Here is a 23,766-nt window from a genome sequence, read left to right as displayed (position 1 = left end):
CCAGATTGCGAGGCACCATGAAACGCAAACCACTCTTGCTTTTCGCCTTCCCGGCCTTTGTCCTGCTGATCCTGGCGGCGGAGCGAATGGCCACCATCCTGCTCGGAACCTACCCCGCAAGCCCCGATATGTGGAAGATCTGGCTCGCCTTGCACCCGTCGTCCGGGATGGTCTGGCAGCAGGTCGATGTCTATCTGGGAGGGTCGATGGTCCTGAATTTCGCGTTGCTGGGCGCGGCACTGGGGATCTGCTGGATGGCATGTCAGGCCAGAAGGTCGGCCGCTTTCTTTCTTGCCAACCATGGCACACTGATCCTCGCGGCGTCGATGATTTTGATCGGCGGCCGCCCGCAGACCGCCAGCACCATTGCCGCGTTCACGGCGCCGAGCGGCTTTCAGTTCTCACTGATGATGGACTTCACCTGGCTGAACTGCATGCTGGCGGTCATCGGGGTGACGGCGTGCACCTATTGCCATTTTGCCTATATCCGTGAACTCGGCATGCATGTTGAATCGCGGCGTGTCCGGATGATGGCGCTGCAGCGAGATTTTTAGCGCAGCGCGCCCGAGGCCAGAGCTAGTTTATCTTGTGGTAGGTGACCTTGCCCTCCGGGGATACGCTCCGCTGGTAGTTGGAGCTTGGCGCGGGAGGCGCTGCCGGAGCCGACCTCCTTCGCGTTACGCGCGGCATATCCTCTATGGCGGGCTCCGCCTCGGCGGCGCTGGCGACCGCCGCCGTGTCTTCGGCGGGCGAGGGGAGTTCCACGACGCGCGGCATGTCGCCACCGTGATTTCCCGACATTTCCGGTGCCTGCCGGGCGATGGTGGCGTTGACCTCGCCGAAGCTCGCCCTCAGCCGGTCGTCCAGTGCCTCGAACCGGCTTTGGAATCCGTTGTTGACGGTGTCCAGCCGCGCGCTCATTCGCTGCTCGAATTGGCCAAGGTCTTCCAGTCGCGCCTCGATCGCGCGCAGGTCGTTGATGCCACGGTAGAGATAGACGGCCGCGGTGGCATTCAGAAGGGCAAACAGCGTCAGGCCGACACAGACGGCAACGGCTAATCTGAACCGGCTCTTCTCCTTATCGAGCAATAGCGGTTCGGCCGCCGCCACCAGTTCGTCGGGATCGCTGATTGTCGTCATTGGACCACCACCTTGGTGCCGACAGGCACGCGCCTGAAAAGATCGATGACATCGGTATTGGTCAGGCGAAAACAACCCGACGTGCCGTCGAAACCCACGCCCGAAGGGTCGTTGGTGCCATGGATGCGATAGAGCGTGTCGCGACCGTCCCGAAGCAGATAGAGCGCCCGTGCACCGAGCGGGTTGTAGGGCCCCGAGGGCACCATGTCAGGCAACTCCGGCCGGCGGGCGCGCATTTCCCGGGGTGGGCGCCACGCCGGCCACTCCGTCTTCGCGCCCACCTGGACCGTACCCGTCCAGCCAAATCCATCGCGGCCGACACTGATCCGGTAGCGCAGGGCCTCGCCCTTGCCGGTCACCAGATAGAGCGCTTTTTCCTGCTTGCGGATGATTATGGTTCCAATCTTCTCGGCGGTGGAAAACGCCACTGTCTTGCGCAGGCTGGGACCCATGGCCGGCAAGGGCGGGCGGCTGTCCGCCCACGCGCTCTGTCCGGCCGCAGGTGCCAGCGCCAGGCCGAGGAGGCAGGCGGCCGTCAGTCGAAAGCGATGGCCGCTAGCGGGCCGCATCGTCGAGCCGCTCGCGGAACATCTTCTTCAGATCCTTGTTGAAGCGCGCGCGCCCATCCACTTCGGACGGCAGCATCGCGCGGTTCAGGGCGTCGGCCAGCAGGGCGTTGTCGAGGCCGACCGACTTGATGTTCGGCGCCTTGAAGATCTTCTCCAGCTCGCTGCGCGAGAAGTGGTTGCCGAACCATTTGCGCTTGTGCTTGTTGGCCACCAGCGTGATCGAGACGGCATTGCCGCGCAGCTCACGGATCTTCTTGTAGAGCCGTTTGCCTTGCCGCAGCGAAGCGACATTGAGCTCGAAGACGATGAAGATCTCGTCGCTCGTCGAAAGCACGGAATTGTGCCAGGGCGTTTCGATGTTGGGCAGGTCGATGACGATGTCGTCGAAACGGTAGGCCACGAGGTCGAGCAGCCGGAACACGAAATCGGCGCCATGCGGCTCGAACGGCAATTGCGGCCGCTCGAAGGCATAGAGCGTCAGGCCGGAAGGCCGCGACAGCTTGATGACATCCATCAGTTCGACATCGAGCCGTTCCGGCTGGCCGATGATGCCGGCAAGGTCGAACTGGTTGAACAGGTTGAGATAGGCGCCGCAATTGGCGCTCTGGAAATCGAGGTCGACCAGGCAGGTCGAGGCCGCGCGCTCGGTCGATTTCGAGGCCAGGAATTCGGCCGCCGATAGCGCCAGCGTCGTGGCGCCGGCACCGCCGCTGGCGCTGATGAAGGTGATGATGCGGCTCTTGGCGCCCTGGTTGCCGCTGTCGTGGAAGGTGACGGCGTTGAGCAGCTCCTTGCCGTCGAGCGGCTTGTGCAGCCAGTCCGAGGCATTCATGCGCACCAAGACGCGCGTTTGCTCCGACGTCAATTCGTCGGAAACCGCGATCAGCGGCACGGTCGCCCACAGCGCGCGCGCCTCGACGATGCCTGGATTGCCAAGCAATTCGCCATTGCCGAGATCGAGGATGACGATGCCCGGGCGCGTGTCGGCGGGCGGCCCCTTGAGAAAATCACCCGTCTCGGCAACCCGCACATCATAGATCGCCAGCGCATCGAGCCGCGTCGCCACATCGCGCTTGAAATTCGGATCGGAGGAAAACAGCGCGACCTGCTTTCGCTTGGTCGGCAAAACCTTGGTGTTGATGGCGTTCATGGCCAGGTACTCTTCATGTCTTCGCCCGTGACCGTGCTCAGCATGGAGGGCATGGTGATGTTTCCGAACCCGAGCAATCCGCCCAGAAAGAAGAACTGGAAGGGATGATTGGTGATGCTGACGGTGATCGTTGGCACCGGCCCGCTGGGGCGCGTCCAGTAGCCGAGGCCGGAGGCCTGATATTGGATCCGCACCTCGGACTTCGCCAGCATTGGCAGGAAAGTCTGCATTCCGGCCCGGCTGCTATTGCCGCTGAAGATGAAATCAAAAGCGGCTTGGCTTACATTGAGGTTCTGACACGTAGCGCCCGCGCCACAAGTGCAAGTGACGCTCCCCGCGGTATTGGCAGTGCAGATATAGTTGTAGGTGTTTGCAGCCACCGCGGTGCCGATTTTAGTTACATCGCTCTGCGTTATTGTCTCCAGCAGGAGCCCGCTGACGACAGGTGTAGAAATCTGCGCCAGCCTTGCGCCGGCTTGCACCGCTTTGTTCCCTGCATTCCATTGGTAAAAGGCGTAGCCGAAATCGACGAAGCCAAGCAGAAGCGTCAACAGTAGCGGCATCACCATGGCCATTTCGACCATTGTCGCTCCGGACTGGTTGGCCCAAAACTTGATGCGCCCCGTCACCATCCAATGACTCGTTCCTGATGGGACACGCTCAGCGTGAGAGCACCAAAGCCGAGATACGACCAGAAGCCGATGTCCGGATAAGAATAGGAGGTACTGACGTCCACGACATCGACAGTGCTCTTGCTGCTAAGATAAAGCTGCGTGCCCGTGGCCACATCAACCGCGTCCAGCGAGCGCGCCTTGGTGATCTCAACTGCCGCCGGCAGCCATCCTGTCACCCTGGCGCTGCCGTTGGCGACCGCCCCCTTGGCAGCAAGGTTTTGAGCCCGCCCCTTGCAGGTCTCCCAGTCACTGCTGCATCGTGCCATGTAGCGACCCGCATCCTCAACGCCGGCTTCGAGAAGCAGGCGCGTGTTCAGGATGTTGGAAAACTCAAACACACCAGCCGACAACAGCAACACGAGTGGTATGGTGATCGCGGCTTCCACCAAAGCGGCGCCATTTTCGTCGCCTTGGAACCGCCCAATAATTTTGCCGAACCTGGTCATGTCGACTCTACCGATACAGTTGGGCTTCGTTGCGGAATGCTTTGTCTAGAAGGGTGTTGTTCGCAAACCCTCCATCGACGTCGACGATCTCAAGGCTGATCGGCTTTTCGCCAGCCGAAGGATCTTCGGGGTCTTTGGTGTTATCCTGCTTCTGGATGGGGCTGTTTATAAAGACGCTGGCATAGCCATCAGGCTTGAGCTGGACATGGCCATTGATCTTGGCTTGGTTGGCGATGCAGTCGACGATCGCCATGTTGAGCAACCGCCGATCGGGGTCAGCTGTCGGCGTCGTGCCTTTGAAGCAGGCCGGAACGCCGGTTTCCTTTGTCGGCGCCTTGGACTTGTCCCCGACGAGCCCGTTCGCAATCTCGTACTTATAGACGTCATATCTCGAAGCCGGCACAGCGGCGCCGGTCGGGTTGGTGGTGCTCGGGACGGAGGGGTATGCGGCACCGTGGTTGATCAGCCAGTAATTGCTGCGATCCCAGGTCGAATTCGTCATCCCCGTGGCGGAATCGAAGCTGTTGCCCGGCGGCAGCGCCATGGCCGTCCCGTCCGTATTGGGTGTGTATTTATTACAGTTAGAGGTTTTATCTACCCCCTTGCGAACATTGCTCGCCGGCCGATATTGCCAATCGGTGTCATGGCTCTTCAGCGAAGTGCTGTAGATGTCGAAGCGTACATTGAGACCAGCGTTGACCTGGCCCAGGGTGACGCCGGTCTTAGTGGTGAGCTTATCGCGTTGATAGCAGGTGCCGGCGGTTCCGATAGCGAGCGCATCCCGCAGTGACGTGAGATTGTTGTCGATCAGTCCGAAATTGCCTGGGCCGGGGTTCGAGTCAACCTTGAGGATACGGTATTCGCGGCTATAGGTGAGCCCGGCGGCGAACGCCTGCTGGATGGTTTTGCTGGTCAACGGGTCGGTCGTCTCGAACGGATTGCACATGAAAATCGGCACCGTTTCGCAGATCGACTGGACAAATCCGGCCACAGCCTGGGGCTGAATATCGACGGTGTTGTTGCCGCCTAGAAAGCTTGCCGGAAAAATTGCCGCGAAAGCACCGGCACCATCCGCGTCACCGGACGGGTTTACTGTCACCAGGGAGAATGTCACGGCTTTGGGATCGGTGCTTGACCAGTCATGGCCATTAGTGTCGACACCGGCGGCGTTTAACCTGATGCTGTCGTCGGCAGGTATCCCAGTCAAATATTTGACGGTCACATCAGCCAAGGCGAGTGTATGATCGCCTGACGTTGAAAACTTTGTTTTGTTGGTGAGAAGTGTCGTCTTGGCCAGTTCGGCTCGGGTGATCGAATCCGATCTGCCATCCAGTTCCGCGGCCGTTGCAAGCGCTAGCGCATCGACACCTTTCTGCAGATCGTTATGCAGTCCGCTGGCCCGGCTCATATCGATTGCCAGCAGAGCGAAGCCGATAAGCACCGGCAGCATGATCGCCACGAGGATCATCGCTACGCCACGTTGATCGTTCCAGAAGGCACGAATGGTCCCCAACATGACCTTACTCTCTACTCTCTTGCAGGGCCCCTCGCATGCCCGGCGCCCTCCGCATCCTTCCGTTCAGTTCACGGCGTCGTCACACCCGACCCGCCGACATTGACCGTGATGGCTGGCGGCGGCGGCGGTGGTGGCGGATATTTGTAATTGTGCGCAACAAGTGCGGCGCGCGTGCCGTCGCCCTCGATATGCGTGTTCCTGGAGGCCGGGTTGAGCGGGTCCACCGTCTGCAGCAGCGAGTTATATTTCTGCGTGTCGCCGGCGGCCAGGGTCACCGAGTCGTAGTGGTTCAGATAGTCCGCGGCACAGCCCGAAAGCGATCCGGCGCACAGAATGAGGATCAAGGCACTATTTCTTGACATAGAGCATCTTGTCCTTCGACTTGAAGTCCAGCATGTGGCCATAGGGGCCGGTGACGCCGTCGCCCGTTTCATACTTGCGGATCATGTCCTTGTTCACTTCGAGTTGACCGAGCACGAAGAATTCCGGATCGTTCGCGGGCCGTGTCTTGTCGAAAGGCGTCGCCAACTGCTCGCCGGGCTTCACCGGCCGCACGATGTGCGGCGTGACGACGACGACGAGTTCGGTCTCTTCCTTCTGGCTGCTCGAATTGCGAAACAGTGTGCCGATGACAGGCACTTGGCCGAGCCATGGCACCTGGTTCTGAAGCTTGGTGGTCTTGCTGGACAGGAGCCCGCCGACCGCGAAGCTCTGGCCGTCGCGCAGTTCGACCACGGTTTCCAGCTTGCGGTTGGTGAAGATCGGGTCGCCGGCGGTGGTGAAGCCGGTCAGGTCGCTGACCTCCGGTGCCAACTGGATGTGGATCTTGTCGTCGGCGAGCACGATCGGCGTGAACAAGAGATTGACGCCGAATTGTTTGTACTCGATCTGGACCTCGCCGTTCTTGTCGACGCTGCGGATAGGCACCTGGCCGCCGGCATTGAAACTGGCGGGTTCGCCGGAAAGCGTGGTGAGGTTTGGCTCGGCAAGCGTGCGCACCACGCCCTTTGCCTCAAGCGCCTCGATGATCAGGTCGACCTTGATGTTGCTGTCGATGACGCGGGTGATCAAGGCTGCGAAGGGATTGCTGTTCGACAACAGGCCACTGACAAGCTCGCCCGCCCCGAGCTCCGCCCCGTCCTTGTCCACGGTGGCAATGCCAGTTCCGACTCGAGTCGTGCCTCTGCTGTTCGTGCTCTTGATCGACACACCGAGATCGCGGCCGGCGTTGCGCTTGGCTTCCAGCACGCGCACTTCGAGATTGACCTGCTGGCTGTCGTCAACGGTGACTGCATTGATGATGGCGTCGGGACCATATTGCTGCGCCACTTCCATGATGGCCGCCAGCGTGGCGCCGTCCTTGACATGACCGCCAAGCCGCACCCTGCCATTCACCGAACCGATTTCGATGCGCGACCTTGGCGACACCTGGCGGATCGCCGCCGCCATGTCGCTGACATCGACGCCGACCTCGATTTGGATGACGCCGAGCGAACGCTTGTCGGGCGAGAACAGGTTGACCGTGGTGGTGCCGGCGCCCTTGCCGATGACGTAAAGCGTGCGGTCGGTCATTGGCTGCGCGTCGGCGATCTTCTCGTCGCCGACGACGATGTCGCCGAGATTGGCATTCACCTGGAGCGTCACCGATTGCGACATCGGCAGGAAGATACGATGGACGCTGGGGTTCGACACGTCGATGAAGCGGTCGGCGGCATCGGCCGCAACGCTCGACAGCAGCGCCACCAGCATGGCCGTCGCCATCCTCAACCAAAACCCCTTCATTCCCCGTCTCCCCAAATGCTGCTTGAGGCAGCCACCATGTCGCGCGGTATTATGCCGCATTATTATCATGGTTGTCGCGGCACGTCATATGTCTCGAGCTTCACGCCACGAAATACGCCCACGGTCACGTTCTTCGGCGGTTCCGGCTGCACATATTTGATCACTTCCTTGACGACCTCGCGCACTTCAGGCGCAGATGTCACGGCCGGAGCGGGTTTGACCTTGCCCAACTCGTCAAGCCGGCTCCCCACCCTCTCCACGGCCTGAGCCAGCCCGGCCAGCTTGTCGTCGGCCCGCTTGCGCTCAGCTGCCGCCAAGGCTTCCGCTGCAGCCTTCTTGTCGAGTTCTGCCTGTCGAGCGGCGACATCGGCCGGCGTTTCGCCGGTCAGATCGGAAAGTGTCACCCGTTCGGTGGTTTCGCCCTTGCTGGCGGCGGCCTGGCGAAGCGCCAGCGACAATTGCCCGGCACCTGCCGCCAGTGTCAGCTTTTGCGCATCTTTCGTGCTGGCTTCCAGCGTAACGGACTTGACCACGGTTGGGCTGTCCTTGCTCACATCGGCCACCTGGTCGATGGCCAGCACCTTCATGCCCTGTAGCAGCACGTCGACAAAACTCTTGTCCGCGCCATCCTCGCCGCGAACCGTTCGGGTCAGCAAGACATCGACCCGGTCGCCCGGGAAGACGAAACCCGCAACGCCGAGCACGTCGTTGACCCTGATGGAAACGGCCTTCATTCCTTCGCCGAGCACCGCCGAAAGCGTGGCGCGCTGGCCGGGCCCAGTGATCTTGCTGGCGAGTACAGGCTCGTTAGCGCTAATGGTTTGAAGAGCCTGCCTCGTGCCCTCGCCTGCCAGAGCTTCCTTCGTTGTCTTGAAGGCGCCCGTTGGAACCACGCCCGCCGGCCACGCGACTTCGCGCAATTTATCTGCGGTGAGCGCGTCGCCGAACTTCAGCGGCATTGCCGCTACGACGACTGTGCTGCCTTGAACGAGGCCTGTTTGCGCCATAGCGCTACGCTGGCCGGCCAGCCAGATATTGACCAGCACAACTGCCAGAACGCCGAACACGCCGGCGAGAACGATCATGATAAGCGTATTGGCGCGCATGCCCCAAGCCCCAAGCCCCAATGCGGGATTCGCCCGCTGCGATCGGATTCAGGCCCGGCTCGAACGATCCGGGCCTGAGTGTAGTCAGGCGATCAGGTGCCGACGCCAGTCGCCGCGTTACACGAACCAACTGTCGCTGCGTCGAGGGCGGTGCAGAGTGCCGAGAAACGACCGTTTACCCAGCCGCCAATGGCGAGGACAGTCAGAATCGATGCAACGGCGATAATGCCGATAAGGATGGAATATTCGACCATGGCAGCGCCGTTTTCATCGTCGCGGAACTGCCGGGTCATCGTCATGAGCTTGTTCATGTCAATTTCTCCCTTGGAGGTTTGAACCCGACGAGACAGAGCAAAGGATGAAATCCATACCCAAGCATCCCCCGTCATCTCGATCCTAGGTCCCGAGAAATTGCAGAGTCAAATGGGATTAACGGTTCCTTAACTTTCCAATACATGAACTTTCGAGCTCTAAGCGCCTTCAAATTTCAGCAAGAGCTTGATTCGTCTAATTTTTCAAGCGCCCTTAACCATTCGTTCACAATTATGCATTCAATCTAATGAAGTGGCGGCTACTTTAGCCATATGGCATATCCCTTTATATCTAAGAGGTTATAGCCAAATATGGGGTGGATGCCGGTGTCGCAGCACGCAAGGGCACAGAAGCCTCCAAAGCTTATTGCGCCACTCATGTTTTGGTAACGTGGAGATCAGAAATAAAAACGATATTTTTTCGGTGCGCTCCTTAACTATGTTGCAAGTATTGCCGGCACGCGAGGCGCCCCGGCGCTTGTGCCCTGATTGGTTAACGTTTAGTTTCCGCTAATGCAGGGCTAGGGGAGCATAGGCGATTATGCTGGGGCGATTCATCAAGGGGCAAGGCGCACAGCCGGCCATGACAAACACGGAGACGCTGACAGTTCTGCCTGTCGCTCCCGCCCTTTCTCCGGTCACCGAAATCGAATCGCATGGCAACGATTTTCTGACACTCAAGGTTGAGCTTCATCGCCATCTTATCGATCGGTTCAATCTGACCGCTCTGGAAAATGCATCGAAGGATGAGATCCTGATCGAGATCCGCCCGATCGTGCGCGAATTCGTGCGGGGTCGAAATGTGCCGTTGAACGCCCGCGAACTCGATCAATTGACCAGCGACACGGCTGACGAGATGCTGGGGCTGGGGCCGATCGAACCGCTGCTCAAGGATGATTCGATCACGGACATCATGATCAACACCCACAAGCGGGTTTTCATCGAGCGGCATGGCATCGTTGAAGAAACAGCAATCCGGTTTCGTGACGAGGCGCATCTGCTGCGCGTAATCAACAAAATAGTCTCGAATATCGGGCGTCGGGTCGATGAATCCTCGCCGATGGTCGATGCCCGCCTGGATGACGGCTCACGCGTCAACATCGCCGTGCGGCCGATCTCGGTCGATGGTCCGCTGGTATCGATCCGCAAATTCTCCAAGAATCCCTATTCGCTCGAACGCCTAGTGGCGCTCAATTCGATCCGTCCGCCAATGGTCGATCTGTTGCGGATCGCCGTGCAGGCGCGCAAATCGATCCTGGTTTCGGGCGGCACCGGCAGTGGCAAGACTACGCTGCTCAACGCGCTGTCGAGCTACATCCCCTCGAAGGAACGACTCATCACCATAGAGGATGCGGCGGAACTGCAGTTGCAGCAGCCTCATGTCGGCAGGCTTGAAACGCGGCCACCCAATGTCGAGGGCAGGGGCGAGGTTCGTCAGCGCGAATTGCTGAAGAACGCGTTGCGCATGCGGCCGGACCGCATCATCGTCGGCGAGGTGCGCGGCGAGGAAGCTTTCGACATGCTGCAGGCCATGAACACAGGCCATGAGGGGTCGATGACCACCATCCACGCCAACACGCCGCGCGACGCGATCTCGCGGCTGGAACAGATGGTCGGCATGGCCGGCATGCCGATGACGCACGACTCCATCCGGGCGCAGATTGCCTCCGCCATTGACATCATCGTTCAAACACAGCGTCTTTCGGACGGCGGCCGGCGTGTCACATCCATATCGGAACTGACTGGCATGGAGGGTAATGTCGTCCAGCTTCAGGAAATTTATCATTTCGTCCGGCGTGAGGTCACAGCCGAGGGCAAGGTCATCGGAGACTTTCGCGCAACCGGCGTCCGCCCGCGGTTCGCTCCGGAGGCCGCAACCCTGGGGCACCATTTTGCCAAGGACGCCTTCAACCCGCAGGTCGCCCTCTGATGCTGACCGGTCAAGCTCTGCTGTACTTCATCTACATGCTGGCGGCAGCTTCGGTCATTCTCGCCGGCGAAGCCCTGTATCTTTCATTTGCCGGCCGCCGCTCCCGGTCTCTAGCAGTTAATCGCCGATTGAAGCGGCTCGCTGGCGACGTCCCGGCCGAACAAACGTTACAGGGACTTCTGCGAGAGCGCGGGCTCACGGACTCGGGCGATTTTCTTTTCGGTATGGTCTGGTTGAACAGGCTCTATACCCAGTCCGGTATCACCGGAAATCCGTTGACCTTCGCCGCAACATTTCTGCTTGCAGGGCTGGCGATGGCGTTGCTGCTGGTACTCTTCAATTTTCCCGCTTTGCCGTCGCTCATTGTCTTTCTGGTCGTAGGGCTTGTCCTGCCGCTTCTCGTCCTCCGGCGTGCCCGCAACAAGCGAATCCGGAAGTTCGCCAAACAGCTGCCGGATGCGCTCGATATGATCGTTCGTTCGCTGCGCGCCGGACACCCGGCTTCGGTCGCGATCGGTCTGGTCGCGCGCGAAATGCCCGATCCGCTCGGCACCGAGTTCGGCATCGTCTCCGATGAAATCACCTTTGGCCTCAGCATCGAGCAGGCCGTGCGAAAGCTCTCGCAGCGTGTCGGCTTCGAGGGCCTTCAGCTGCTGTCGGTATCGATGTCGATCCAGGCCAAGACGGGCGGCAATTTGACCGAGATTCTGGCCAATCTTTCCTCGGTTCTGCGTGAACGGCAGAAATTGCGCATGAAAATCAGGGCGCTTTCGGCCGAAGGTCGCGTCTCCGCGTGGATCATTTCCTTGTTTCCTATTGTGATGTTCTTCACACTTCAAATCCTTGCCCCAGGCTATTACGGCGGCGTCTGGGGCAACCCGCTTGTCTTCCCGATATTTCTGCTTTTCGGGTTGTGGGCGCTGCTTGGCGACTTCATCATGTACCGGATGGTTACTTTCGATTTCTGACTGGGGCGACGAAAGAAATTGTTTTCGAACATTCAGGACCTGGGCTTCTTGGTGTCTATTGCCGTCTTTGTGGCGGCGGTGTCCTTCTTCCTGTTCGGTGCGCTCGTCTTCCTGCCGGCTCTGCAGACACGAAAGCTCGTCGCGCAGAGCCTGATGGGCGAAGAAATTACAGACCGCCGATCGATGCTCGGACAAGATCAGCTTGCCAAGCTTGCGGCACAACGGCCGGTCGATGCCTACTTCAAGTCGATCGAGAAGGAGCGGGAAGAGCCAAACGCCTTGGAAGCGAAGCTGTTTCGCGCCGGCTTTTATCAATCAAGCGCACCGCTGATTTATACGCTGTCCCGCCTTGTCGCGGTCTGCGTCGGTTTTCTGGCGATGTATGCACTCCTGTCGCGGGTTCTGCCGCCGCACCTGCCAGGTTTCATCACCCTTGCTGGTTCTGCCCTGTTCGGGTTGGCCTGCATGGTGATACCCGCCATTCTGCTCGACCGTTTCGAGAACAGCCAGAAACAGATCTATCGTCGAGCCTTCCCCGACTTCATGGACATGATGATCACCTGCGCCGACGCGGGCATGAGCCTGGAGGGGGCAGTCGAACGCGTCAGCCATGAAATGGCCGCCACCCACAAATGGCTGGGAATACAGCTGTCGATCATGAATTTGCAGTTGCGTGCTGGCAAGCCGTTGCGGGAAGCGCTACGCGAACTTTCAGATCGCATCGGACTTGACGAGGCGCGGGCACTGGCTGTCCTGTTCCGTCAATCGGAAGAACTCGGCACCAGCCTCACCGATGCCTTGCGTGTTTATAGCGCCGAGATGCGTGGGCAACGAATCCTGAGCGCCGAGGAACGGGCCAATTCTCTTCCCGTTAAAATGATGATCCCGTTGGGGTTGTGCATCTTCCCTGTCGTGATGATGGTCATTATGTTGCCGGTGATCATCCGCATGAGGGGCATTTTCTTCTAGTTACATGTATGCTTTGGTCCTAATGTGAGTCGGGGATCCTCGAGGGGAACTATATGAAAAGGGTTATCGCTGTCGCAGCTTGTCTGTTGACGGTTGTCCTTGCCGGCTGCCAGACGGACGCCACCAACGGTGTCGTTCGTACCAACGAGCCGTCGAAGGGGGATGTGACCTCATTCGGCGATGCTTTCGACGGGCTGAAGACGGTCGGCGACGTCGAATACTACGCCTCGGACCAGGCTGTTGCCGAAGCCAAGAACCAGTTCCGCGCCGAGAATTACGGCAATGCCGGCGCCTTGTTCTTCAAGGCGACGCAGCTGGCGCCCAATGACGGCGGCGCCTGGATGGGACTTGCTGCTTCCTGCGACCGCATCCACCGCTTCGACCTTGCCGATCGCGCCTATGGCCGCGCGTTCAAGCTGATGGGGGCATCGCCCGAATACTACAACAATGTCGGTTATTCCTATTTGCTGCGCGGCAAGCTGCAGGACGCGCGCAGCAATTTCCTCAAGGCCTATGAACTGGCGCCCAACGATCCGACCGTCGCCAACAATCTGAAGCTGCTCTCGTCCAGCGTGCAGAACATCGAGCGCTGAACGTGCTGCTGATCGAAGCCATACTGCTGAAGGTACTGGCTGCGGCCCTGCTCGCACGGACTGGCTGGCTCGATTTTACCACTCAGAAAATATCCAACCGCGACGTGCTGTTGCTGCTCTGCCTCGGGCTCGGATCGCTGCTGCTTATGTCGCTCCGGGCCGGGTCCTGGTGGGATATGGGTTTGAGCGCGCTTGCAGGGCTGTTGCTGTTTCTGGCGCTGTTCCCATTCTGGTTGCTGCGCAAGATCGGTGCCGGCGATGTCAAGTTGCTGGCGGTCGTGCCGCTTCTGATCGGCGGTAGTGGCCTGACGGTATTTTCGCTGCTGTTGATGGTTTTCGCGCTCGCCACGGCCCTGGTCGTGAAGAACCCGCTCCTGCTGCCTCAAAGTGCCTTCCGCGTCTACATCCAGCATCTCGATCAGCGGGGCGTGGTGCCTTTCGGCGTGCCGATCTCGGCGGCCGCGATCTGTACGATAGCGCTCCAAGTCTACTGGAGTTTTGTCTTGGCCAACAGCTCTGGAATCCTGGGCCAGCTCAACTAGCACCTCGTCGCTGTGTAGATACTGTTCAGCGCAACGGTCTGACAATCGTGCTGCTCGTCGTCGCCCTGAACGCAGCAAGCGGGCTCGGGAATCACCACGGTTCACGAAATATTATGTGACGGAACGTCCGGGCCACCAGTCTCTTTGACCCTCGAGGCGGCCGTTCGCCTCGGTAACTCAAAGGAGAAGAAAAATGCCCAATAAAGGTGGTAGCCATGAGCAACATGTGAAAGCAGGCCAGCAGAGCCACAAGAACATGGACGACAAGAACCGTCAGCAGCAGGCGGCCGGCGGCAATCAGCGCCAGCAAGGCGACAGCTCCGGCAATATGCGCGGCGGGACCCATGAACAGCATGTGAGAGCTGGCGAGCAAAGCCACAAGAATCGCTAGCCAACCCTGTGGCATCGAGCCCGTCCCGAGCGCTCGGGACGGGCTCTGCGTGGTGATAGGTGCTGCGGTCAACCCGCCCGGTCCGGCCAAAGAGAGGCCGCCGAAAGAGAGACAGATTTGATGCCCGACCCGAGAGAACCCGACCCCAACCGCGACGTGCCCATGCCGGCTCCCAACTGGAAGCCCAAGCCGATCGGAGAACCGGAGCCGGACGGATTGCCCGATGAGGCGCCGTTGCCCAATCCTGATGAGAATGAAGAGCCCCCGTTGCATGCGGCCGGCTGACCCGATTGCGGACGTCGTTCGGTCACTCGTCGTCGGCGTGGCCGCCTTCCCTTGAATGATCGCGTGAGATGACCGCCTCCTCGACATCGTCGGGCAATGCCTCGTCGCTTTCCTGGTAGGCATTGTCGTCATCTTCCTCGGGCAAGTCGCCCTCAGCCTCGTCTTCCACCTCGGCGTCGTCGGGAAGGATTTTCGCGCCTGCGAGCGCGTCCCAGTCCTGCTGCTCGATCACGGGACCTTCGGTTTCTGCCGCGTCTTCGGCCTGCACTGCGTCGTCGGGCTGCACTGCTGGTTGCTTTGTTTTGCGGGGGTCCATCGTCGTTCTCCGAAATCCGGGGAGTTGCCCCGGATCGCCTGGCGCCCGGGGCAACCGCTCGCCAGCTAGGCGGCCTGTTTCAGGGCACGTTCATTGACGCCGCCCTCGCCAAGGCTGGAAAGTGCCTTGTCGGTCGCCGTCTCTTCCTCAAGGGTCTCGTTGAGGAGTTTGACCACGTCGCTCTTGCCGAGTTGTTCGGCCCAGGCGATCAGCGTGCCGTAGCGCGCGATCTCGTAGTGTTCGACGGCCTGCGCCGCTCCGACCAGCCCAGCATCCAGCGCGGGGTCGCCCTTATATTCCTGGAGGACTTCCGAACCCTCCTCGATGATGCCGTCGATGGCCGGACAGGTCTTGCCTCGGGCCGGCTTGTCGAGAAGCTCGAAAATCTGTTCTAGGCGGTCGACCTGGCCCTCGGTCTCTTGCAGATGTTTCTCGAACGCCGCCGAAACATCTTCGGATTCGGCGCCCTTCGCCATTTTCGGCAGCGCCTTCAGGATTTTCTTCTCGGCATAATAAATGTCCTTCAGCCCGTCGAGGAACAGGGCTTCAAGGCCCTTCGGTGCCGCTTTCTTCGCAGTCGCCATGATTGTCATCTCCAATTATCAATTATCGTGAAGCCCACCAGCGGTGTAGCTGGGGCACAACTTGCCATCGGGAAGGTTGTTCCAGCCATTTCGCAAAGAGCCGGCCGGGAGGGCGCCTCCGGCCAGCGAGCGCGCCCGTGGCGCGAACTGCGTCACTCGATCTGCCGCATGGTGCACTGGCGCGGCGCCTTGTCCGGGCGCCAGCGCAACAGTTTGGTGCCATGCCGGAACCTGTCGCCGGTGACATGGTCGAAGCGGACCTCGACCACAAGTTCCGGCCGCAGGGGCTCCCATTCGCCGCTGCGCTGCGTGCTCCAGCGGCTCGGTCCGCCCGGCGCCTTGCCGGTGAAGCCGGGTCCGCCACGCAGCTTTTCCAGCTCTCGGGTGACACGGGCCCGGTCATCCCTGCCGATGGTCGAGGTAAAGCCGACATGGTCGAGTTTGCCGCTCTCATCATAGAGGCCGAGCAGCAGCGAGCCGACCTCCCTGCTGCCGGTCAGATAGCGAAATCCGCCAACCACGCAGTCGGCGGTACGCAACCGTTTGACCTTGACCATCGCGCGTTCGCCCGGCCGGTAGGGGTCGGCCAGCAATTTGGCGACGACGCCGTCGGTGGGGCCATGGCCGGCCCCTTCCAGCCAGCGCCTGGCGGCCGCCGGATCGGTCGCGCTGGGCGAGAGCCGCAAGCCGGGCTTGGCGCAATCGCGAACGAAGCCCTCGACCGCCCGGCGGCGTCGCGACAACGGTTCGCCAAGCGCGATCGTCCCGCCCGGCGCGGCCGGAATGTCGAACAGAATCAGCCGGGCAGGCGTTTGCACGCTCAGCTTGCGGATACGGCTTTCGGCCGGGTGAAGCCGCATCTGCAGCGCGTCGAAGGAAAGCTGGCCTTCGAGTTCGATGACGATTTCGCCATCGACAACGAAGTTACGGGCCTCCACCTGCTGCAGCATGGCGACGAGTTCCGGGAAGTAACGGCCAAGAGGTTTGCCGGATTTGGCGCGCAAGTCGACATCCGTGTCGCCCTTGAAGGCGAGGCAGCGAAACCCGTCCCATTTGGGCTCGTATTGCCAAAGGCCTTCCCCCTCCGGCAGGGCGTCGGCGGCCTTGGCCTCCATAGGCGGCGTGTCCAGGGGTAGGGCGAACCTGTGCGTCATTGCCTGAACCATCGCTTTCGGGGGCGTCGCGCCCCTCGGCGAAGCGACACCTCAGCCGCCGAGATCGATCAAAGCCACACCGAACTCGGCACGCTTGCGGCGGCGCAGGTGACCCGGCGCTTCCACCACGGTGACTTCCAATGTCGGCCGAACGCTGCCTTCGAGCAGATGGCCGCCCCTGGTCGTGCCGTCGCTCAAGCCAAGCACCGCGTGGACATGAAGACTTGGCTTGCCATCATCGCCCGTCGCGACATCACCGATCGCGCTCAGGACCTCGCATTGCTCGTCTACCGGGATTTTTCGATAGCGCTTCGCCTCTAGGTCGAACCAGCCGACAGTGGCCCGTTGGAACGCGCCGATCGCCGTCAGGGACGCGCTGCCGATCGTCTGCTCGACCGCGAAGCTGGTCAGCGCCGAAAATGCTTCCTCACCCGGGTCGAGCACCACGACAAATGTCCGTTGGCCGTTGGCCTCGTTGACCAGTCGCGATTTCATGCCGGTGTTCCGATCTTCGAGGCCGTTCAGTGGGCGTGGTGTTCGGCGTTCCTCTTGCGGGTCGCCGCCGCCTTCCTTGCCGATTCGGACCGGCTCGCGGCCGATCGGGAAGCGGACGCCTTTCCGCCGCTCTTGCCGCCCTTGTGCGCCGCCGGATGACCTGTGTGCTTGCCACGCCCGGAGCCGCCTTCCTTCTTGCCGCCACCATCGTCCTTGTTGACCGTCGCCCATGCGCGTCGCTCGGCTTCCTTGTCGGACACGCCACGCTTCTCATAGCCTTCGGCAATATGGTCGGCCTTGCGTTCCTGCTTGTCGGTGTATTTGGATTTCTCGCCTCGTGGCATGATCGTTTCTCCTTCTCGATGGAGGTTGAACGTCAAGTCGCCGTCCAAGTTCCAATCGCGATCGGCGAACCGGCCGTTCCGACATCGTTCATGACCGCTTCCGGGCTGCTATTCCTCAGGCGCCGTTGCCGGTGCGGTGTAGCGCCGCCGAACGGCATCGAGCACCCGTTTGCGGCTCTCCTCCGCCGAAAGCTTCCTGTCCTTTTCCGCCTCGGTGGTTTCGCGGGCGAGATCCTTGTCCCTGATCTGCTGGCGGAACCATTTCGAATAGTCGCCCGCGCGCAAATGGAACTCCCAGGTCTTGTCGTCTATGCCTTCGGCCATCTGGGCAAAGATCATCAGATTATGGGCCCTGAGGTTCATCGCGTCGTCGGGGCCGCGGAAATAGAAGCTGCCGGTCTCATCGAGTTGGCCCTCGGCATATTTGCGGCTGTGGCGCTTGAGAGACTGACGAGGTTCGATGACCTTGACCGTCGTGAGTTTTTTGCGCGCCTGCGGCCGCCAGAACAGAACCCGGTCACCCTTGGGCGTGGGAATGTTCTTAGGCGGCTCGATGCCGGTCTCGTGGCAGAAGGCCTTCACCACGTCCTTCGCCTTTGGGCCAAGGGCGATGACGGCTGTAACCAGACGCAGGGCGTCGGTCGAAATCGCCTCGGGATGGACGGTGATCAGGATCGTGCCCGGCAGTTCCAGCGAGAGCACGGAGCGCGTATCGTCGCGCCGCTTCGGAAGAAGATGGTGGGCTTCGTCGATGACCAGCCAATGCGGTCTTGCGGTGCGGCGACGGAAGCTGCCGAGGCCAGGCAGCAGGTCGGCAAAGAAGTCAGGCCGTTCATCGACACGAAGCGCCAGTCCATTGACGACGATATTGCTGTCGGCCTTGGCCATCAAATCCAGCACCTGCGCCTTTGTCGGCGCGCTCGACCCATCCCCCAGCCGAACGGCGCCCTCGAGGCCGTCATAGTCACCCTCGGGGTCGAAGACGCAAAACTGAAATCGGCTCTCGACGAAGCGTTCCGTCAGCGCGGTGGCCAGGGTGGATTTACCGATGCCCGAACTGCCGGCGATGAGCACGCTTTCGGTCGGCGACAGATAGATGTCGTCGCCACCGGACGATCCCAGAACAATGCCGTCATGACGTTTCGGCACGATCCCGTGGTCGCGTTCGATCAGCTTGGCGATCAGTTCCTCGACGCCTTTGCCGCGTGCGCCGCGCGTGACCAGGTTTGCGGTGCCTTTGACCGCGGGAATGGCATTGTCGACCGCAACGCTGCAGCCGCAGGCCTGCAGGAAGGCATGATCGTTCTCGGCGTCGCCGATACCCACCACATTGTGCGGCGACAGGTGAAGGTCCTCGAGTGCGGCGGCCAGCCCGGTGGCTTTGTTGACGCCGCTCGGCAGGATCATAACCGCGCCCTTGTTGAAGATGATTTCGAGCTCGAGCCCCATCTTCTTGATCACCTCGAGCACGGTCGCCTGATGTGGCTCCCAGGTGGCGACGATCGACCGTCCCGCCGAAAGTGGCTTTACCCCCTGTTTTTTCAGCCTGGCGACGAATTTCGGCTCCGGCGATGGCGAGATCGCCCGCTCTTCCTCACTCGCCGGGGTGTAGATCAGGGCGCCGTTCTCGGCGACGACCTTGTCGAACATGCCGATGTCGGGAAACACGCGCTTGAGGTCGGGCAGCTCGCGTCCGGTGACCAGAAGCAGTTTGTGGCCACTTTTCTTGAACCGCTCCAGAGCGGCGAGGGTTTTCTTGGAGACAACTCCGTCATGTGCGAGCGTCCCGTCATAGTCGGTCGCCAAGGCAATGAAATACATTGCGATGACCTCAGTAGCCGCCGACGATCGGCAGGATCTCGCCGGTGACATAACTCGAGCAGTGCGGGGAGGCGAGGAACACATAGGCCGGAGCCACTTCCTCCGGCTGTGCCGGCCGTTTCATCGGCGTGTCCGCGCCGAATTTCGAGACGTCGTCGGCTTCCTTGTCGGACGGATTGAGCGGCGTCCACACCGGGCCAGGCGCGACCGCGTTCACCCTGATGCCCTTGGCGATGAGATTGCCCGAAAGCGCGCGCGTGAAGGCGTGGATGCCGCCCTTGGTCATCGAATAGTCGACCAGTTGCTTGGAGCCGTCTATGCCGGTAACCGAGCCGGTGTTGACGATCGACGAGCCCGGCTTCATGTGCGGCACCGCTTCCTGTGCCATATGGAAGTAGCCGTAGAGATTGGTCTTGAGCGTGGTGTCGAAATGTTCTTCGGTCAGGTCGCCGAAGTCGCTGGAGTGGATCTGGAAGGCGGCATTGTTGACCAGCACGTCGATGCGGCCGAATGTTTCGACCGCTGCCGCCACGGCATCGTGGCAATCCTGCCGTTCGCTGACGTCGGCCTTTATGAGGATGCAGCGTCGACCTTCTTTTTCGACGGCGGATTTTGTCTCTTCGGCGTCCCTGTCCTCGGCCAGGTAGACGATCGCGATATCGGCGCCTTCGCGGGCGAACAATACCGCCACCGCGCGACCGATGCCGGAATCGCCGCCTGTGATGAGAGCCACCTTCTCCTCGAGTTTCCTTGATCCGAGATAATAGGGTGCATCGTAGAGCGGGGCAGGTTCGATCGCCGCTTCATACCCGGGTTTCGCCTGATGTTGCTTGGGGAAGGGCGGCTCGGGATAGGTGCGCGCGCCTGCCTGCATGGCGTGTTCAGCCTTGCCGTCGCGCTTCGATTTGTCCTTGGCGCCGATGCCGCGCTGGATATGGCGTTGCTTGGCGGCTTCACCGGCGGTCTGGGATTTCGTCTCCATGGTTGTCTCCTCGGCTGAAGAAAGTTCAACGCGCGGCGGACCGAAAGGTTTGCGCGATGCCAAAGCTTGTCGTCCGCGTCAGTCCTTGACATAGGCTCCGGGTTGGCGGCCCGATCTTGGAGACTTCGCGTCCTTCGAGTGTTCGGAGATCGTCGGGCCCGCCCCGGATGTCTTTTCGGTTGCCGGGCTGGGTGTCGCCTTGCCGGGCTGGCCTCCGGACTGATGTGTTTCTTCCTTTGTCTGGTCCGCTGGTCGCGTGAGCCCCATTCCGCCTGCCGGCGGCTTGTTGCCCGCTGCCTCGGGCGAGAAATCATCACTCGGATCCGAGCCGGTCCTCGCCGGATATTTCCGTGCGCCGGTTTCATATTCGGTCCTCTCGCGTGCCATGGCCGCCTCCGTGTTTGCCTGAACGGAAAACAGCCGCGGGCCGATCAGGTTCCGAACAAACGGTGATGATCGACTCTTTTGCCAGCCGTCGCATCGGCCCTCGCGTGCGACGGCTGCAGCCCGCACGCTCGCCAAGCCATGCTCCTTTTTCAAGGATGGCGCTCCGGAAGAAAAATGTTTTTCCGATTTGGTTCCACGGCGACCGTCAATTCCTTTTGTTCGGAAGTAATGTCTATAAAAACTGGGGACATTCCGGCCAGCTGGTTCGAAAAGATCACAGGGCATCCATCATGACCAACCCGGCCATTGTCGGCTTCTCCGGCAATTTCACGCGGCCCTCCAAGACCCGCGGCTTCGTGGACCATATCGTGACGGAGATCGCCGGGCGATACGGCCTTACCGCCAGCACCCATGATATCGTTGATCTCGGTCCCAGCCTTGGCAATGCCAAAGGGACGCGCGACCTGGATGTACAGGCTCGCGCCATTCTCGAGCGGATCCTGGCCGCCGATGTCCTGGTGGTCGGCTCGCCCACCTACAAGGGCAGCTACACCGGTCTGTTCAAGCATTTCTTCGATCTCGTCGACCCGGCGGCCCTCAGGGGCAAGCCGATGCTGCTGGCGGCGACCGGCGGCGGCGACCGCCATGCGCTGATCGTCGAGCATCAGCTGCGGCCGCTGTTCGGCTTCTTCGAGGCTCTTGCGCTGCCGACGGCTCTCTACGCCTCGGAAAAGGATTTCGTCGACGGCGTGCTGGCATCCGAAGCGATCCGGGCCCGTATCGGTCTCGCGGTGGACGATGTCGGCCTGGCGCTTTTTGGCCGGCAACGCGCCAGGATCGCCGCGGAGTAGCGCGCTGCGGAATATCTCCCACTCCGACCCATGAGCGCGCTGAAGCGGCCCTGAACGCGCTTAGCGCGCGGTAGGGCGGCGACATACAGCACGCTGCCTGTGCCACCTGACCGTCAGCGGCGTTGCCAGGATGATGCGGGCTGCCGATTTCGATGGCGATGGCCGACGCCCGATCGGACCTGGCCCGATATCCAAAGCCCAATCCGTCGAGGTTGCCGTGGTCCCGGCCGATGCCGTAGACAAGCGGCGGTGAATCACATTGGCGGAGAAGAAACACATGTCGGATCGGATGAAAATCATCTGCGCTGCCAGGTCGCATGGCGGCGTCCAGGGCGTCTATTCCCACGCTTCGGATGTCTGCGCCTGCGACATGACCTTTGCCGTCTTCGTGCCGCCACAGGCCTGTGAAAGACCTTGCCCCGTCATATGGTACCTATCCGGTCTCACCTGCACCCACGCCAATGTCATGGACAAGGGGGAGTACAGGCGCATGGCGGCCGAGCTTGGCCTGATCGTAATCTGTCCCGATACCAGCCCCCGCGGCGCCGGCATTCCCGACGAGAAGGACAATTGGCGGTTCGGCAGCGGCGCCGGATTCTACGTCGATGCCACGCAAGAACCCTATGCCAGTAATTATCGCATGTATTCCTATGTCGCCGAGGAATTACCAGCGCTGATCGCGCGGGAGTTTCCGGCCGACATGACGCGTCAGGCGATCTTCGGCCACTCGATGGGTGGACATGGCGCATTGACCATCGCGCTTAAGAATCCTGAACGCTTCAAGAGCTGCTCGGCCTTCGCGCCTATCGTGCAACCCAGCACCGCCGGCTGGTCGAAGCCGGCCTTCGAAAAATATCTCGGTGCGGACGAGAAATCATGGCGGGGCTACGATGCCACCTTGCTCATCGAGGAGGGCCACCGCTTCCCGGAGCTTTTCGTCGACCAAGGGACATCGGACGGATTTCTCGATGATGGACTGAGGCCTTGGCTTCTGGAAGCGGCATGCGCCAAGGCCGGCATTGCGCTGACGCTGCGCATGCAGGACGGCTACGACCACTCGTATTTCTTCATCTCGACATTCATGGACGATCATCTGAGATGGCACGCCCGAAGATTGTCCGGCGCTGAAGCCGGAGCATAGCGGCGGGCTCTTCTCATCAAAGCCCGAACCGGTCCTTCACCCGGCCCGAAAGGATCGCCGCCTTGACGCCAAGCGGCCAGAAGCGATGGAACCGGATTGGCTTGAGCGGCGATATCGGCATGGGAAACGGCGATGTCTCGTCGCCCCGCAGGCGCCGCGCCAGGGCAGCGCCCATCGCCGAGGCCATGGCAACACCGCGGCCATTGTAGCCAAGGCAGATCAGCACGCCGTCTTTCGGCTCGTGAACGTGCGGAAGATGGTCCTTGGTGATCGCGACCCGGCCGTTCCAGCCATGTGTCCACCCGGTTCCAGCAAGCGCCGGCCAGAGCCGAAGCGCATGGTCGGTGAGGTAGCGGATGGCGGAAGCATCGCCGATCGGGCTCATCGGGCCCCGGCCGCCCATGAGAAGCCGGTTCTGGGCGTCGATGCGATAGTACACGGTGATGTTGCCGGTTTCGTAGACGACGGGCCTTTCGGGGAGGATTGCCGCCGCGGCTGCCGGCGCAAGCGGCTCGGTCGCCGCGATGGCGCTGAACACCGGGACGAGCGACTGCTCCAGGCCCGGCCACAGGTTTCCGGTATAGCCGTTGGTCGCGATCACGACCTTCTCGGCGCTGACGGAACCGCCTGCCGTCTCGATGACCCAGCGCCCGGCCTGCCTGCTCAGCGAGAGCACCTCGCTGCCGCCGAAGATCCGCGCGCCGGCCTTCTGCGCGGCGGCAGCCAGGCCAAGCGCGTATTTCAAGGGATGGAGGTCGCCGCCGCGGGCATCGAACATGCCGGATATATACCTGTCCGTGCCGGTACGCGCCGCCATCGCCTTTGCGTCGAGCATTTCAACCGGCATTCCCCTCCGCTCGCATTGCGTTGCCGTGGCCCGCACGGAGGCTGCCGGCTTCGGCCGGATCGCCGCGCGTATGGTGCCGTTCTGCCGGGCCTCGCAATCGATCGACAGGCGCCTGATGAGACCGAAGGTGAAATCCGGCGCGCCGTAGGAGAACTCGATCATCCGCGGCCCAAGCTCCGGGCCGAACATCGCCTCGATGGTGTCCGGATCGTATTTGAGGCCGGGATTGACCTGGCCGCCATTTCTGCCCGACGCTCCCCATCCAGGCTGATGGGTCTCGATCACGCAGACGTCTTCGCCGGCTTCCGCCAGATGCAAGGCGGTGGAAAGGCCCGTGAAGCCACCGCCAACGATGGCGACCCTTGCCTGCTGCGGACCGGCAAGGGCGGGGTAATTGCCGGCGCCGCCAGCCGTTTCGCGATAGAGGCTCCTGGGCGGGCTGCTTTCCAGCATATGACGGGCTCTCACGATA

29 protein-coding genes are annotated in these 23,766 nt (G+C 61.3%); 10 read left to right on the top strand and 19 right to left on the bottom strand.

What is annotated here, in order from left to right; translation table 11 throughout:
- Positions 1-35 precede the first annotated feature (35 nt).
- On the top strand, positions 36-554 hold the full coding sequence (locus O7A61_RS00460; RefSeq protein ID WP_337127929.1) for a hypothetical protein: 519 nt from the start codon (positions 36-38) through the stop codon (positions 552-554).
- A gap of 22 nt (positions 555-576) precedes the next feature.
- Here O7A61_RS00460 and O7A61_RS00455 read toward each other — a convergent pair whose 3' ends face one another.
- The 10 genes from O7A61_RS00455 to O7A61_RS00410 all read right to left on the bottom strand — a co-directional run bounded on the left by O7A61_RS00455 (position 577) and on the right by O7A61_RS00410 (position 8,694).
- Positions 577-1,140, bottom strand: a complete 564-nt coding sequence (locus O7A61_RS00455; protein ID WP_337127928.1) for a hypothetical protein — start codon at positions 1,138-1,140, stop codon at positions 577-579.
- Complete coding sequence (locus O7A61_RS00450; RefSeq protein WP_140746025.1) at positions 1,137-1,709, bottom strand: L,D-transpeptidase; 573 nt, start codon at positions 1,707-1,709, stop codon at positions 1,137-1,139. Before O7A61_RS00450 ends, O7A61_RS00455 begins: the two co-directional genes overlap by 4 nt.
- Entirely contained in the window at positions 1,696-2,859 is a 1,164-nt protein-coding gene (locus tag O7A61_RS00445) for an AAA family ATPase (protein ID WP_337127927.1), read from the bottom strand. Before O7A61_RS00445 ends, O7A61_RS00450 begins: the two co-directional genes overlap by 14 nt.
- Complete coding sequence (locus O7A61_RS00440; protein ID WP_337127926.1) at positions 2,856-3,491, bottom strand: TadE/TadG family type IV pilus assembly protein; 636 nt, start codon at positions 3,489-3,491, stop codon at positions 2,856-2,858. Before O7A61_RS00440 ends, O7A61_RS00445 begins: the two co-directional genes overlap by 4 nt.
- Positions 3,485-3,979 carry a TadE/TadG family type IV pilus assembly protein gene (locus O7A61_RS00435; protein ID WP_337127925.1) on the bottom strand — a complete coding sequence of 165 codons (495 nt, stop codon included), beginning with the start codon at positions 3,977-3,979 and terminating at the stop codon, positions 3,485-3,487. Before O7A61_RS00435 ends, O7A61_RS00440 begins: the two co-directional genes overlap by 7 nt.
- Positions 3,980-3,986: 7 nt before the next feature.
- Positions 3,987-5,495, bottom strand: coding sequence for a TadE/TadG family type IV pilus assembly protein (locus tag O7A61_RS00430; RefSeq protein ID WP_337127924.1), 1,509 nt, complete (start codon positions 5,493-5,495; stop codon positions 3,987-3,989).
- A gap of 68 nt (positions 5,496-5,563) precedes the next feature.
- Entirely contained in the window at positions 5,564-5,839 is a 276-nt protein-coding gene (locus O7A61_RS00425) for a hypothetical protein (protein WP_246673778.1), read from the bottom strand.
- Between the two features lie 4 nt (positions 5,840-5,843).
- A complete protein-coding gene (locus O7A61_RS00420) occupies positions 5,844-7,277 on the bottom strand; it encodes a type II and III secretion system protein family protein (protein WP_337127923.1) in 1,434 nt (477 codons plus the stop codon).
- Between the two features lie 65 nt (positions 7,278-7,342).
- Positions 7,343-8,383 carry a Flp pilus assembly protein CpaB gene (gene cpaB / locus O7A61_RS00415; protein WP_337127922.1) on the bottom strand — a complete coding sequence of 347 codons (1,041 nt, stop codon included), beginning with the start codon at positions 8,381-8,383 and terminating at the stop codon, positions 7,343-7,345.
- A 92-nt stretch (positions 8,384-8,475) separates the two neighbouring features.
- The gene (locus O7A61_RS00410) at positions 8,476-8,694 is read right to left on the bottom strand and encodes a Flp family type IVb pilin (RefSeq protein ID WP_337106722.1); all 219 of its coding nucleotides are present in this window, start codon (positions 8,692-8,694) and stop codon (positions 8,476-8,478) included.
- Positions 8,695-9,235: 541 nt separating this feature from the next.
- Between O7A61_RS00410 and O7A61_RS00405 the strand changes: the two genes are divergently transcribed.
- The 7 genes from O7A61_RS00405 (at position 9,236) to O7A61_RS00375 (ending at position 14,372) form a co-directional block, all read left to right on the top strand.
- The gene (locus tag O7A61_RS00405; protein WP_337127921.1) at positions 9,236-10,624 is read left to right on the top strand and encodes a CpaF family protein; all 1,389 of its coding nucleotides are present in this window, start codon (positions 9,236-9,238) and stop codon (positions 10,622-10,624) included.
- A complete protein-coding gene (locus tag O7A61_RS00400) occupies positions 10,624-11,592 on the top strand; it encodes a type II secretion system F family protein (protein ID WP_337127920.1) in 969 nt (322 codons plus the stop codon). The genes O7A61_RS00405 and O7A61_RS00400 overlap by 1 nt, the downstream gene beginning before the upstream one ends.
- Positions 11,593-11,610: 18 nt before the next feature.
- A complete protein-coding gene (locus tag O7A61_RS00395) occupies positions 11,611-12,561 on the top strand; it encodes a type II secretion system F family protein (RefSeq protein WP_337106719.1) in 951 nt (316 codons plus the stop codon).
- Positions 12,562-12,614: 53 nt separating this feature from the next.
- On the top strand, positions 12,615-13,154 hold the full coding sequence (locus O7A61_RS00390; protein ID WP_337106718.1) for a tetratricopeptide repeat protein: 540 nt from the start codon (positions 12,615-12,617) through the stop codon (positions 13,152-13,154).
- Positions 13,155-13,156: 2 nt separating this feature from the next.
- Positions 13,157-13,696, top strand: a complete 540-nt coding sequence (locus tag O7A61_RS00385) for a prepilin peptidase (protein WP_337127919.1) — start codon at positions 13,157-13,159, stop codon at positions 13,694-13,696.
- A 193-nt stretch (positions 13,697-13,889) separates the two neighbouring features.
- The gene (locus tag O7A61_RS00380) at positions 13,890-14,087 is read left to right on the top strand and encodes a hypothetical protein (protein ID WP_140505812.1); all 198 of its coding nucleotides are present in this window, start codon (positions 13,890-13,892) and stop codon (positions 14,085-14,087) included.
- Positions 14,088-14,207: 120 nt separating this feature from the next.
- Positions 14,208-14,372 (top strand): hypothetical protein, encoded by a 165-nt coding sequence (locus tag O7A61_RS00375; protein ID WP_084636794.1) that lies wholly within the window; start codon positions 14,208-14,210, stop codon positions 14,370-14,372.
- Positions 14,373-14,394: 22 nt separating this feature from the next.
- Here the strand turns inward: O7A61_RS00375 and O7A61_RS00370 are convergent, their stop codons facing one another.
- From O7A61_RS00370 to O7A61_RS00335, 8 genes are all read right to left on the bottom strand, one after another.
- Complete coding sequence (locus O7A61_RS00370) at positions 14,395-14,688, bottom strand: hypothetical protein (protein ID WP_337127918.1); 294 nt, start codon at positions 14,686-14,688, stop codon at positions 14,395-14,397.
- A 65-nt stretch (positions 14,689-14,753) separates the two neighbouring features.
- Positions 14,754-15,272 carry a YciE/YciF ferroxidase family protein gene (locus tag O7A61_RS00365; protein ID WP_027145178.1) on the bottom strand — a complete coding sequence of 173 codons (519 nt, stop codon included), beginning with the start codon at positions 15,270-15,272 and terminating at the stop codon, positions 14,754-14,756.
- 152 nt (positions 15,273-15,424) lie between these two features.
- Positions 15,425-16,438, bottom strand: a complete 1,014-nt coding sequence (locus O7A61_RS00360) for an ATP-dependent DNA ligase (RefSeq protein WP_442921030.1) — start codon at positions 16,436-16,438, stop codon at positions 15,425-15,427.
- A gap of 39 nt (positions 16,439-16,477) precedes the next feature.
- The gene (locus O7A61_RS00355) at positions 16,478-16,921 is read right to left on the bottom strand and encodes a PPC domain-containing DNA-binding protein (RefSeq protein ID WP_337127916.1); all 444 of its coding nucleotides are present in this window, start codon (positions 16,919-16,921) and stop codon (positions 16,478-16,480) included.
- Positions 16,922-16,947: 26 nt separating this feature from the next.
- On the bottom strand, positions 16,948-17,265 hold the full coding sequence (locus O7A61_RS00350; protein WP_140505910.1) for a plasmid stabilization protein: 318 nt from the start codon (positions 17,263-17,265) through the stop codon (positions 16,948-16,950).
- Between the two features lie 108 nt (positions 17,266-17,373).
- Positions 17,374-19,086, bottom strand: a complete 1,713-nt coding sequence (locus O7A61_RS00345) for an HAD-IIB family hydrolase (protein ID WP_337127915.1) — start codon at positions 19,084-19,086, stop codon at positions 17,374-17,376.
- 10 nt (positions 19,087-19,096) lie between these two features.
- Positions 19,097-20,068, bottom strand: a complete 972-nt coding sequence (locus O7A61_RS00340; protein ID WP_337127914.1) for an SDR family oxidoreductase — start codon at positions 20,066-20,068, stop codon at positions 19,097-19,099.
- A gap of 78 nt (positions 20,069-20,146) precedes the next feature.
- A complete protein-coding gene (locus O7A61_RS00335) occupies positions 20,147-20,608 on the bottom strand; it encodes a hypothetical protein (RefSeq protein ID WP_337127913.1) in 462 nt (153 codons plus the stop codon).
- A 137-nt stretch (positions 20,609-20,745) separates the two neighbouring features.
- On the opposite strand from O7A61_RS00335, the gene msuE reads away from it, so the two are divergent.
- Together msuE and fghA are read left to right on the top strand one after the other, a co-directional pair.
- Positions 20,746-21,306 carry an FMN reductase gene (msuE, locus tag O7A61_RS00330; RefSeq protein ID WP_337127912.1) on the top strand — a complete coding sequence of 187 codons (561 nt, stop codon included), beginning with the start codon at positions 20,746-20,748 and terminating at the stop codon, positions 21,304-21,306.
- 277 nt (positions 21,307-21,583) lie between these two features.
- Positions 21,584-22,447, top strand: coding sequence for an S-formylglutathione hydrolase (gene fghA / locus O7A61_RS00325; RefSeq protein ID WP_337127911.1), 864 nt, complete (start codon positions 21,584-21,586; stop codon positions 22,445-22,447).
- 16 nt (positions 22,448-22,463) lie between these two features.
- On the opposite strand, the gene O7A61_RS00320 is transcribed toward fghA, so the two are convergent.
- Positions 22,464-23,747 (bottom strand): NAD(P)/FAD-dependent oxidoreductase, encoded by a 1,284-nt coding sequence (locus O7A61_RS00320; RefSeq protein WP_337127910.1) that lies wholly within the window; start codon positions 23,745-23,747, stop codon positions 22,464-22,466.
- Between the last annotated feature and the right edge of the window lie 19 nt (positions 23,748-23,766).

Source organism: Mesorhizobium sp. Cs1321R2N1 (genome assembly GCF_037179725.1).
Lineage (GTDB): Bacteria > Pseudomonadota > Alphaproteobacteria > Rhizobiales > Rhizobiaceae > Mesorhizobium > Mesorhizobium salmacidum.
This window is presented reverse-complemented; position numbering and strand designations above follow the sequence as displayed.